The sequence below is a fragment of the Paraburkholderia sp. EG286B genome (genome assembly GCF_040965655.1).
GTDB lineage: Bacteria > Pseudomonadota > Gammaproteobacteria > Burkholderiales > Burkholderiaceae > Paraburkholderia.
In genome coordinates, this window is the sequence record NZ_JBFRCF010000010.1 from 23,992 (window position 1) to 35,786 (window position 11,795).

Genomic DNA, 11,795 nt, shown 5'->3' on the forward strand with positions numbered 1-11,795 from the left:
TCACTAATGAACCCATTCGAGCGGGCACGCACTGAAGCAAACAAGCTCCGGCAGCAATTATTGAATCGCTGTACAAAAGGTGTGCCAAACAGCCTTGAAATGCTCTCGTCCGTCGAGGATGAGCTTGAGCTCTGTATTGAGAAGGTTCCTGCGGCTTTCGCTGCCCTTGGTGGCGGCGGTGCTGTCCTGAAGAGAAAGGAATGCTTCATCTACGTTCGGAACACCGTCAGCGACGATGAATATTCGTACCTGGTCGCTCATGAGCTAGGGCACTGGAAGCTAGACGCTGACAAGCCGGAATTGACCATCGCAGACCTCAAAGCATTGATGGGAAGCGAAGGTACACCCGCAGCAATAAAGGTTGAAGCGTACGGCGCGCGCGAGCGTCAGGAATTGCAAGCGAATGTCTTCGCTCGGGAGTTACTGCTGCCTCGGGATGTCGCTGCAGCTTTGTGGCGTCAAGGCAAAGGGCCTCGTGAGATTGCGCAGGCTTTGGTGCTTCCGTTGGAGTTGGTCCGGCAGCAGATGCTTGACGGCGTATTGCTTCCAAAGGCAGCTCAGGTTGCCCCTCGGAGTTTGCCGGCTCCCAGTGATGACCAAAGATTAGCTGCTGAGGCCCCGGAGAGATTCGTAAACGTTGTCGCCGGTCCCGGTACCGGAAAGACGACCACGCTGGTTCACAGAGTCAAATACCTTATTGAGCAGCAGAATGTAGACCCAAGTCGTATTCTAGTCCTCACATTCACAAATAAAGCAGCCTTCGAGCTCGTTGAGAGGCTTCGTGTCGCGGGCATTCAGCGCGCCGCTGACATTTGGGCGGGGACATTCCATGCTTTTGGCTTGGAATTCCTGCGGAAATATCATCAGCATTACGGACTAGACCAAGACGTGCTGGTCGCGGACAGACTGCACGAGGTAACGCTTCTTGTGCGCAATCTGCCGGTTGTCGATTTGCAGTATTACCTGCGAGTTGAAGACCCTTATGACTGGCTTCAGACTGTCCTCAAATGTATCCAGCGCCTCAAGGAAGAACTCGTTAGTCCAGGCGAGTATAGACAGAGACTGAAGTTACTCGACCCCGCCCCGGAAGAGCTTCGGCGCGAACGCGAGGATATTGCCACGCTGTATGAACTGCACGAGCGTGTCCTCGCAGATGCGAAAATGGTCGACTTTGTCGACTTGGTTGCGAAGCCGGCACTACGGATTCGAGATGATAGAGATAGCGTTGCGGAGTTTGCAAATCATTTCGAGCATGTGCTCGTAGACGAATATCAGGACGTCACCGAGGCGATGGTGATGCTCGTTCGCCAACTCGCAGCGCGAGCAAAATCGCTATGGGTCGTGGGAGATGTGCGTCAGGCGATACATCACTGGCGAGGTGCGTCGGTAAAAAGCCTGATGAAATTCGAGCACTCCTTCAAGGGAAGCAGCGATACGTCCAGTGCACGGAAGTATTCACTCGACTCAAACCGCAGAAGTTCGCAGGAGATTCTAGACCTCGTCTCCGAAGCCGGGCGAGTTCACACGTTGCAGGACGAATTGCCGTTAGATGAGATGCACGCAGTCAACGGTAAGAGCGCTTACTTGCCACAGCTAATTTCGTGCGATGAACGCATCGATATTGCCGAGGCAATCACTCAGGAGGTGCTGAGCCAGAACGACCACGGTAGAGGTATCGCGTTCCGAAATCAGGCTATTCTCTGTAAGCGCAGTGCTGACATTGAGTTTATGTCGGACTACCTGCGTCGCTCCAAAATTCCCGTTCTCCACATCGGTGAACTGGCACAGCGGCCTGAAGTCAAGCGTCTGGTTTGCCTTATGCAGCTCTTTTGTGAACGGGAACCTCGGGCTCTGGTCGGTCTTGCGAACGTACCTGGCCTCTCGATGCCATGGGTGGACATTCACAGACTGCTCGAGTGCTCGCACGGCGATGTGGCGTGGCAGAGAGGTCGGTGGCTCGGAAAGACGTTTGAGGGTATGTCGGCAATGGGGTGCGCTGCCAGCGCGAACTTGGAGACATTGCTGCGTGGCTTTACCCGTAACACCAATCCTTGGCAATTCGTCTGTGACTTGCTATTGGAACGTCGATTCGTTGTTCCGCATCCTGATGACGTTTCCCTCGAAGCGCAGACTATCCGTATCGCCCTGTGGCAGTTTGCGTACTCGGTCCGAAATGGAGATGGAGACGTCCGACAGGCTCGTCTATCGCGGTTTTTGCTGCGGCAACAACTGCGGCAACGTATTGGAGAGACATATTCAGACAGGGAGCTTCCGCCGGAAGCTTCTGAAATGGATGCGGTCCGTCTGCTAACTGTCCACGGCAGCAAAGGACTCGAATTCACATCGGTCCATGTAGGCTACGTGGACCCGGCATTTTTCGGGTCCGAAGCTCCGAGGTGGGGGACTTCCGAGTCCATTACCCATCTCGTTCCGCCGGCGGTATTGGGCAGCTCCGACGAAGAGTTTGCGTTCGAGTCAGCGATTGAGAGGAATAACCTCTTCTATGTCGCCTTGTCTCGAGCGAAGCTGCACCTCCAACTCTACGAAAGCGGCATTCGTTTCTCAAGCGACAGACTCGCACAGCTTCGCAATTGCCGGCAGTACTACCGGCGAAGAAAGTTCGACGCGAGCATAGTGGCGTCCGTGGTCAAGTCGACCCAGAGCGTGCCTGGAGCACACGCGCCGAAGCGCGTCTTGTTGGATGAATTTGAAGCGTATATCCGTTGTCCTTTGCAGCATCATTACCGCTATAACCTCGGGCTGAGGCGCGAACAGGATACGGACGTTTCAATAAGAGCTCGTTGGGCAGTTATGGAGACGCTTCAAGTCATCGCACAGGGCGGTGCGAAGTCAAAGGACGCGTTCGCTGCTGCGTGGCAGAGCCACCAGCTTCCGCCGAAAGCAGAGGACGCCGGACTCCAGCGCGACGCCGTCATCGCGTGTCGCCGGGGGCTAAATGTTCTTCGGAGCAACGAAGGACTGTTACGCGATTCTCTCGTCGCGAGAATCGGTGGAATTGAAGTGGAGCTGCCTTGGGTGATTGAAAATCCGGGGCCTGAATACCACCTGATTCGATTTTCGGCCCGGGGGGCCGACAAGGTAAAAGATACGCTGAGGCCGATGCTTCTCGACCTTGTCGACGCGCAATCGGGGCCGATGGTGCTTCACACGTTGGTTGCAGAGAAAGAAATCGATGTCGAACTGAGCAAAGCGCCCACCCGTACCGGGGCATATAAGGCTGCTCTGCGCCTTGTTGAAAACGACCGCAGCGCAAAGCCCGGCAGACATTGTGGGCGTTGCGCCTATCTCGGGATGTGTCCGGTTGTGCCAGTTTAAATCGGCTCAGGAGGGCCGCCGGCACCCTGTGGAAATTCGACCCTTATTTTTGATAAGGTGTCGAAACGTCGTAGCGGGACGCCCAATTGTCCGCATAGGACTTCACGATGTTTGCGTCGCCCCGAATCAACATGCCGTTCTCTGCGTTGCGTTCTTGAGCGCTCTTCGTGAAGTTAAAGGAGCCGGTGAAGACCGAGCTGTCGTCGAAAATCATTACCTTATTGTGGGCAATCGCCGGTTTTGTATCGATGACTACATCGATGCCCGCGTTGCGCAGGTAGGTGGCGACGGTGTATCTCGGAGACGCCTGGCTTTTGTCGAGGATGACCTTTACGTCGACGCCACGTTCTTTCGCTCGTTTGACTGCGGCGGCAATAGGCGGGCTGGTGAACGAATAAGCCTGAATCCGGAGTTTGTGTTGCGTGCCGTCAATCGCGCTGATGATAAGTTGTTGGCAGCTCGCCCCATTGGGGACAAAGCACAATTGGTAGCTCGCGCCGTTAGCAAACGAAGTGGCTTCAGCGGTCGGCTGCCCAAAGATTTTCGCCGACAGGTCTTTTAGCGATGTGCGAGCGTTAGCGAGCGAAGTATTGGCAGCGACTGCGGCGGTGAGAGCGGTAATGCAAAGAGTATTACGAAGATTCACGATTCTATTTTTGTAAGCTGGGCGATGGTTGCGCGAAAATGAAAAGTGCGATTCGCATACAGAGAATGAACGATTGAAGAGTTGCACTATTGGAAGCGTCTAAGTATTCTTTTCAATGCCCTTTCGTCGGCCATCTTAACATCGTAAAGCACGTTTCGCCAAGGCTAAATCGTTTGGCTGCGGCCTTAATAATATATGAGTAGTTCGTTGAGTTTCCGGCTAACGTCGAGTCGAATTTCATTAGCTGTTGTTCTTGGATTTATATTATCATCTCCAATCTAACAGCGTATTATTTGTCGTAAAAAAATGACTGGGCTCAATTTTTGATTTCTCACCCTTTGATGTTATGTGATTTCAATATATTCTTGATTTCCGAAAGGCGGGCTCTTCCCTCATCGCGAGGGGTGATGAGCACTTCATCGGGGATTGTGACATCCAAAATCTTCGCAATATTTGAAACGTAGGGGCGGCGATTTCCGCAAAGCCGCTTCACTGCATTCTGAACGGCAGATTCCCCCTTTGTTGAAATCAGAAACGCGAGAGCGCGCTCATCTCTCAGGGATTCGATAACCACATCAAAGCGTCCCTCATATTCTGATTTCATACTCCCCTCCAAGTGTAAAGAATGAGAAATCCTATTTTTTTGGGAAACGTGAGGTAATGTGGCAGATAAATCTAGTACAAAATCAATCAGAATTCAAGAGATAAAACTCAGGTAATTGAATGCCTCGGGCGTGCTCGCCCGAGGCAAGCTCGGCATCGTGCTGGCTGCCGAGCAACATTTTAAATATTCTATCGAACTAAACCGTCTGGAGTTCCCGCCAGGCGCATGAGTATATTTTGGGGGTGGGGTTCCAAAGGCGCTGGTTGTTGTCGCGATTCTGCGGAACGATGTTGGCGAGTGAAAACGATTCCGCCATGGCCTGTGCATTCCAGCGGTTGCCCGCCGGGCTCATGTGGCCGCGGTCGAAGCCGCTGCGCTTGTAGTCGGCGAGCGTCGCGCCTTCGCCTTCGGGCAGGCGGTCGTCTTCGAAGAAGCGGTTCGTGCGCGTCATGTCCTTCGCGGCTTCGAGGTGGTCGCGCGTGAGATGCTCGGCCGACCACAGCGGCCCGTGCGTGACGCCCGAATGCAGCACGACAAAATCCGAATAGCAGAGCATGCGCGTTTTCGGCGCCATGCGCTGATTCGTGAGCGTCGGGAACTGGCCGTCGGGCACGAATTGCGAACAGGCCGGTGCGGCGATTGCATGACTCGCGGCGGCGAGCAGCAGGGAGGCAACAAGCGAGGCAAACAGCTTCTTCATCGAAAGGACAGGCTGGACTGGGGTGGGATCAAGCGGGCTGAAAGTATAGCGGGCGCATGGCGCGCGTGGAGGCGGGAGACAAAATGCAGGCGCAAAAAAACGCGCGCCCGCTCAAGGGCGGGCGCAAGCGAGAGGTGACGCACAAACACATGCAATGAGCGCGGCAGCGTTGCGTTGCTGCGCGAGGAGCGAGGCGGCAAATGATGCCGCCTGCATTCAATCGGTCAAATCATCAACAACGACTCAGCCTGCAAAAAGCGAATGCTCGGCGCGGACCATCTGGCGGTCCACCGCCTGAAGGCGCCATTGGCCTTCCATCGGCGAGTGCGAGGTTTCGCACGACCATGTCGCGTCGCCGTGTGCTGAACTGATTTCCTGGCGGCGGTTCACATGCAGGCCGCGCAGCGTGCACAGCGGCTCGTTTTCGAGCGGTGCGCACAGCGACGTGACACCATTCACGTCGCGCAATTCACCCCATTCTGGCAGGTCGATCCCTTCGTGAGACTCGCGGGACCAGCGTTGCTGGTCGGTGTCGAGCCAGAGCACTGCATAGTCGTGATTGACGGTCGGATCGGAACCGTTGATCAGGATCGTAAGTCGCATGGCATCTCCGCAAAATTGATCGGGCGCGTCGGCAATTTCAAAGTCTAGGACGACTCCGCGCGCGCGCAAAGTGAAGAGTGCAGGACAGATCGCCGCGCGCATGGCGCGTGCCTGGACCTACCCCGTTTATGCGCATTTCTGCCCGCGTAAACCCGGCTACGCTATCGCCGGGATTGAAATTCACAATTGGGAACGCAAACGCCACAACCTAGATTGATAGTGCGGCGAAGTCGCCCACGCATGCTGCATTGCACGAGGCGAATTGCGTCGCGTCCCCACATTTCAGGTCGAACGATGGAGGCACAGATGGCACAGCTAAAGGGCTCGAAGACGGAACAGAACCTCAAGGATGCATTTGCCGGCGAATCACAGGCCAACCGCCGTTATCTGTATTTCGCAGCCAAGGCCGACGTAGAAGGACAAAACGATGTCGCGGCGCTGTTTCGCTCGACCGCCGAAGGCGAAACCGGCCACGCGCACGGCCACCTCGAATATCTGGAAGCGGTAGGCGACCCGGCAACCGGGCTGCCGTTCGGCACCTCGCGTCTGAATCTGCAGGCGGCCATTGCGGGCGAAACGCACGAATACACCGACATGTACCCCGGCATGGCTAAGGTCGCGCGCGACGAAGGCTTCGACGAAATCGCGAACTGGTTCGAGACGCTCGCGAAGGCGGAGCGCAGCCACGCCAACCGCTATACGAAGGCGCTGGACGTGCTGGCGGACTGAGGCGGGGCGGGCATCGCCGCGTGCCTGACGGCACGCACCCATGACGCGCGCGCTTGATATTTCGCGTGCCGGGCAAGCACCGGCGCGCGTACGCGCGCTCGTTTAGCCGCGTATTTGGCTGATAAATAAAAGAAGGAGACGTCATGCCCCACAAGGAAGGCAGTCTCGAAGCGCCGACCCGCCATCCGCTCGACTGGCGCTCCGACGCTTTTTACGACCAGGCCCAGCTCGACACGGAACTCGCGCGCGTATTCGATATCTGTGCGGGCTGCCGGCGCTGCGTGTCGCTCTGCGGTGCGTTTCCCACGCTGTTCGATCTCGTCGATGAAACCGATACCGGCGAAGCGCACGACGTCGACAAGGCGTCGTTCGACAAGGTCGTCGACCAATGCTATCTGTGCGATCTCTGCTACATGACGAAGTGCCCCTACGTGCCGCCGCATCCGTGGAACGTGGATTTTCCGCATCTGATGCTGCGCGCCAAGGCCGTTCACTATCGCAAGGGCGAAGTGAAGCTGCGCGACCGCGTGCTCTCGAATACCGACGCGCTCGGCCAGATCGCCGGTATTCCCGTCGTCACGCAAACGGTCAACGCCATCAATCACACCAAGGCGATGCGCGGCGCGATGGAAGACATGCTGGGCGTCGATCGCAAGGCGTGGCTGCCCGACTTCGCCACGCACAAGTTTCGTAACGTTGCGAAGCGCGCGGCGTCGAGCGAGGTGCGCGACGGCGAACGCACGCCGGGCAAGGTCGCCATTTACGCGACCTGTTACGTGAACTTCAACGAGCCCGGCATCGGCCACGATCTGCTCGCGGTGCTCGACCACAACGAGATTCCCTACGAGCTGGTGAAGAGCGAGTGGTGCTGCGGCATGCCGCTGCTGGAGCAGGGCAATCTGGAGGGCGTGGCGCACAAGCAGTCGCAGAACATGCCGATGCTCGCGCGTTACGCGCGCGAAGGCTATGCGCTGATCGGCGCGGTGCCGAGCTGCGTGCTCATGTACAAGCACGAACTGCCGCTGATGTTCCCCGACGACGCCAACACGAAAGCCGTGAGCGACGCGTTCTGGGACCCGTTCGAGTATCTCGTGGCGCGTCATCGCGACGGCCTGCTCAAGACCGATTTCCGTGCGCCGCTTGGCAACGTGTCGTATCACGTGCCGTGTCATGCGCGCGTGCAGAACATCGGCCGCAAGACCTTCGACCTGCTTTCGCTCGTGCCCGAAACGAAAGTGACCGTGGTCGAGCGCTGTTCGGGCCACGCGGGCACGTTCGGCGTGAAGAAGGAATTCCACGCCATGTCGATGAAGATCGGCACGCCCGTGTTCAAGCAGATGGGGCAGGCCGAGCCAAACTTCATCTCCTCTGATTGCCAGCTCGCGGGGCATCACATTGCGCAGGGCATCGAAGAGAACCAGTTTGGCGAGCCGCCGCTCGCTCACCCCATTACCTTGCTGCGCCGCGCCTATGGCATCTAGGCCCCGACGCCAACCCGCAACATTCACGAGGCACGACTCATGACGATCGCGAGAAATTCGCTGTTGACGCTGGAAGCCTACGCCAGGGTGCGGGGCGACATGCGCAAACGCATCATCGAGCACAAGAAGCAGCGCGTGGTGCCGCTCGGCAATCACCTGACGTTCCTGTTCGAGGACGAGACCACGATCCGCTACCAGATCCAGGAGATGCTGCACATCGAAAAGATCTTCGACGAAGACGGCATTCAGGGCGAACTCGCGGCCTATCTGCCGCTCGTGCCCGACGGCGGCAACCTGAAGGCGACCATGCAGCTCGAATACGAGAGTGAAGTCGAGCGGCGCGCGGCGCTGGCGCGGCTGATCGGCATCGAGGACAAGGTGTTCGTCCAGGTGGATGGCGAGGCGCCCGTCTACGCGATCGCCGACGAGGACCTCGAACGCGAGAACGACGAAAAGACCTCGGCGGTGCATTTCGTCCGCTTCGAACTCACGCCGCAGATGAAGACGCGGCTACGCGAAGGCGCCGCGCTCACGATAGGCTGCGATCATCCGAATTACCGCGTGCCGACGCAGACCATCGACGGCGAGGTGCGCGCCTCGTTGCTCAAGGATCTCGCCTGAGGCGCTTCACCTGCCTCATCAAACGTCCTTGCGGTACATGACGAAGCCGGGCTTCACGGCCACGTCGTCGTAGAGCCGCATGGCCGTGTGATTCGTCTCGTGCGTGTGCCAGTACACGCGCGACGAATTCGACACCTTCGCGTGCGCATACACGGCCTCGATCAGCGCGCGGCCCACGCCCTGGCCGCGTGCGTCTTCCATGGTGAAGAGATCCTGCAAATAGCAGATCGGCCCTTCCAGAATCGTGTTGCGGTGATAGATGAAGTGCACGAGGCCGAGCACGCGTTCGCCGCGCACGGCGATGAACGCGTGCATGGGCTCGTAGCCGTCGAAGAAGCGCGACCAGGTCGTGCGCGTGATGTGTTCCGGCAATGCGGTGGCGTCGAAGCGGCCGTAAAAGCGGTTGTAGCCGTCCCAGAGCGGCAGCCATGCGGCGAAATCGTCGGGTGCGACGGCGCGGACTTGAAGCGTCGTGTCGATCATATCTTCTCCTTGTTGGCAGGGCTTCCCAAACTCCCAAGCGTAAGCGACTTGTGGCACCATTGTTAGTCCCACCGAAACCAAAAACAATGGAGCCACGGGTTTGGACTACGCGTTGATGATGACGGCCTATGCGAAGCGCGCCGTGCGCAAGCTCACGCAGCAGGACCTGCTTTACGAGAGCCTGCGCCGCGCGATTCTCGACGGCGACATTGGCCGCGGCACGCGCCTCGCGTCGAGCCGCGCGCTTGCGGAGCAACTCGGCATCGCGCGCAATTCGGTGCTCTATGCCTATGAGCGGCTCGTGGAAGAGGGCTTCGTCAGCGCGACGCGCCACGGTTCGGTCGTCAACGCGGTCAGCGCCGGTGCCTCGGCAACGCCGGCCCAGACCGCGCAGCGCGAAGAGCCCGTGCCTGCGCTTGCGCGCCGCGTGCGCGAACTGCCGCCGCGCCGCTCGGGCCGCCACGGTGCGAAGGCGCTGCGCCCGGGCGTGCCCGCGCTCGACGCGTTTCCCTACGCGCAATGGCGCACGGCGGTCGAACGCGCGCTGCGCGAGTTGCGCGCCCACGATCTCGGCTATGGCGACAGCGCAGGCATGCCCGCGCTGCGTCAGGCCATTGCGCAATACGTGCGCGTGTCGCGCGGCGTGCGCTGCCAGCCCGACCAGGTGTTCGTCACGGACGGCACGCAGTCGAGCCTCGACCTGTGCGCGCGTCTCTTCGCGGACGAGGGCGAGCGCGCGTGGATCGAAAATCCGGGCTACCTCGGCGCGCGTGTGGCGTTCACGGCCGCGGGGCTGCAACTCGTGCCGATGAGCGTGGATGCGGCGGGCATGGCGGCGCGCCCCGAGGACTGGCGCGAGCGGCCGCCGCGACTCGTTTATCTCACGCCGTCGCACCAGTATCCGCTGGGCTGCGTGCTGAGCCTCGAGCGGCGTCTCGCGCTGATCGAGCAGGCGCGCGCGTGCGGCGCGTGGATCGTCGAGGACGACTACGACAGCGAGCTGCGCCACGACGGGCCGCCGCTGCCGTCGATCCAGGGCCTCGCCGACGACGCGCCCGTGATCTATCTCGGCACCTTCAGCAAGACGCTGTTTCCGGCGCTGCGCATCGGCTTCATGATCGTGCCGAAGCGTGTGGCGGCGCCGTTCGCGCAGGCGCATCACACGCTCGTGCGCCAGGGGCGCGTGGCGGAACAACTGGCGCTGGCGGAATTCATCGAAAGCGGGCGTTACGCGCGCCATTTGCGGCGCATGCGCAAGCTCTACGAAGAGCGCCGCGACGGCCTGGTCGCCGCCATCGACAAACATCTCGCCGGCGTGATGACGGTGTCGGCGGACGCGGGCGGCATGCACTTGAGCGTACGCCTCGACGCGCCGCTCTCCGATGCCGAGGTGAGCGAAGCCGCGCGTGCACACGGCTTGCATCTGTCGCCATTGAGCGCGTATTGCGTCGATGCACCGGACGCCACGCGCTACAACGGCTTCCTGCTCGGCTATGCGGAAACGCCGCCGCAGGTTGCCGACACGCTCATGCAGACGCTCGCGCGCATCGTGCGTGAACGTCTGCCAGCGGCTTCATCGCTTACTGATGGCCCGCGATCACATGCGGCAGATAGGGCGCTTCGAGTGTCTTGATCTCTTCGTCGGAGAGCTTGAGCGAGAGCGCCGCGACGGCGTCTTCGAGATGCTGCGGTTTCGACGCGCCGATGATCGGCGACGTGATGGCGAGCTTATGCAGCAACCACGCGAGCGCGACCTGCGCACGCGGGACGTCGTGCGCCCGCGCGATGGTGGCAACCGCATCGATGATGGCTTTATCTGCATCGGCGCCGTAGAGCGTCTTGCCGAACTTGTCGGTGGCCTCGCGCTCGCTCGATTCGTTCCAGTCGCGCGTGAGGCGGCCGCGTGCGAGCGGGCTCCACGGCATCACGGCAATGCCCTGATCGGCACACAGCGGCAGCATTTCGCGCTCTTCCTCGCGGTAGAGCAGATTCACGTGGTCCTGCATGCTGATGAACTCGGTCCAGCCGTTCAGGCGCGAGGTGTAGAGCGCCTTGCTGAACTGCCACGCGTGCATGGACGAAGCGCCGATATAGCGCGCCTTGCCGGCCTTCACGACATCGTGCAGCGCTTCGAGCGTTTCTTCGATGGGCGTGTTGTAGTCCCAGCGATGGATCTGGTAGAGATCGACGTAATCGGTGCCGAGGCGCTTGAGGCTATGGTCGATTTCCGTGAGGATGGCCTTGCGCGACAGACCCTGGCCGTTCGGGCCGGGCCGCATGCGGTTGTAGACCTTCGTGGCGAGCACGATGTCGTCGCGCTTGACGAAGTCGCGCAGCGCGCGCCCGACGATTTCTTCCGAGGTGCCGTCCGAGTAGGTGTTCGCGGTGTCGAAGAAGTTGATGCCGGCGTCGAGCGCCTGGCGGATGAGCGGGCGGCTGGCGTCCTCGCCGAGCGTCCACGGGTGCGTGCCGCGCTCGGCCACGCCGTAGGTCATGCAACCGAGACAAAGACGCGAAACCTGCAGCCCTGTCGAGCCGAACCTGACGTAATCCATTGCTGTTGCTCCTGGCGAAAAGGCGATTCAAGCAGAG

General features: G+C 59.7%; 10 protein-coding genes and 1 pseudogene. 5 read left to right on the forward strand and 6 right to left on the reverse strand.

Annotated elements, in window-relative coordinates; genetic code table 11:
* Nucleotides 1–6: 6 nt before the first annotated feature.
* Nucleotides 7–3,336, forward strand: a complete 3,330-nt coding sequence (locus AB4Y42_RS22015) for a UvrD-helicase domain-containing protein (RefSeq protein ID WP_368695349.1) — start codon at nt 7–9, stop codon at nt 3,334–3,336.
* Between the two features lie 43 nt (nt 3,337–3,379).
* Here AB4Y42_RS22015 and AB4Y42_RS22020 read toward each other — a convergent pair whose 3' ends face one another.
* From AB4Y42_RS22020 to AB4Y42_RS22035, 4 genes and pseudogenes are all read right to left on the reverse strand, one after another.
* A complete protein-coding gene (locus tag AB4Y42_RS22020) occupies nt 3,380–3,982 on the reverse strand; it encodes a phospholipase D family protein (protein ID WP_368695350.1) in 603 nt (200 codons plus the stop codon).
* 331 nt (nt 3,983–4,313) lie between these two features.
* Entirely contained in the window at nt 4,314–4,586 is a 273-nt protein-coding gene (locus AB4Y42_RS22025) for a hypothetical protein (RefSeq protein ID WP_368695351.1), read from the reverse strand.
* A 250-nt stretch (nt 4,587–4,836) separates the two neighbouring features.
* Nucleotides 4,837–5,286: pseudogene (locus tag AB4Y42_RS22030) on the reverse strand (DNA/RNA non-specific endonuclease); the annotation flags it as partial.
* Nucleotides 5,287–5,529: 243 nt separating this feature from the next.
* A complete protein-coding gene (locus AB4Y42_RS22035; RefSeq protein ID WP_042268533.1) occupies nt 5,530–5,889 on the reverse strand; it encodes a DUF3564 domain-containing protein in 360 nt (119 codons plus the stop codon).
* A 306-nt stretch (nt 5,890–6,195) separates the two neighbouring features.
* On the opposite strand from AB4Y42_RS22035, the gene AB4Y42_RS22040 reads away from it, so the two are divergent.
* From AB4Y42_RS22040 to AB4Y42_RS22050, 3 genes are all read left to right on the forward strand, one after another.
* Nucleotides 6,196–6,618, forward strand: a complete 423-nt coding sequence (locus AB4Y42_RS22040; RefSeq protein ID WP_069261580.1) for a rubrerythrin family protein — start codon at nt 6,196–6,198, stop codon at nt 6,616–6,618.
* 143 nt (nt 6,619–6,761) lie between these two features.
* Nucleotides 6,762–8,099: a heterodisulfide reductase-related iron-sulfur binding cluster gene (locus AB4Y42_RS22045; RefSeq protein WP_368688667.1), complete on the forward strand. Its 1,338-nt coding sequence runs from the start codon at nt 6,762–6,764 to the stop codon at nt 8,097–8,099.
* 39 nt (nt 8,100–8,138) lie between these two features.
* Nucleotides 8,139–8,720 (forward strand): DUF3501 family protein, encoded by a 582-nt coding sequence (locus AB4Y42_RS22050; RefSeq protein WP_368688666.1) that lies wholly within the window; start codon nt 8,139–8,141, stop codon nt 8,718–8,720.
* Nucleotides 8,721–8,738: 18 nt separating this feature from the next.
* On the opposite strand, the gene AB4Y42_RS22055 is transcribed toward AB4Y42_RS22050, so the two are convergent.
* Nucleotides 8,739–9,203 (reverse strand): N-acetyltransferase family protein, encoded by a 465-nt coding sequence (locus tag AB4Y42_RS22055; RefSeq protein ID WP_368695352.1) that lies wholly within the window; start codon nt 9,201–9,203, stop codon nt 8,739–8,741.
* A gap of 100 nt (nt 9,204–9,303) precedes the next feature.
* On the opposite strand from AB4Y42_RS22055, the gene AB4Y42_RS22060 reads away from it, so the two are divergent.
* Entirely contained in the window at nt 9,304–10,836 is a 1,533-nt protein-coding gene (locus AB4Y42_RS22060) for a PLP-dependent aminotransferase family protein (RefSeq protein ID WP_368695353.1), read from the forward strand.
* Here the strand turns inward: AB4Y42_RS22060 and AB4Y42_RS22065 are convergent.
* Nucleotides 10,784–11,758, reverse strand: coding sequence for an aldo/keto reductase (locus tag AB4Y42_RS22065; RefSeq protein WP_368695354.1), 975 nt, complete (start codon nt 11,756–11,758; stop codon nt 10,784–10,786). The two genes, AB4Y42_RS22060 and AB4Y42_RS22065, sit on opposite strands and share 53 nt — an antisense overlap.
* Nucleotides 11,759–11,795: the final 37 nt, after the last annotated feature.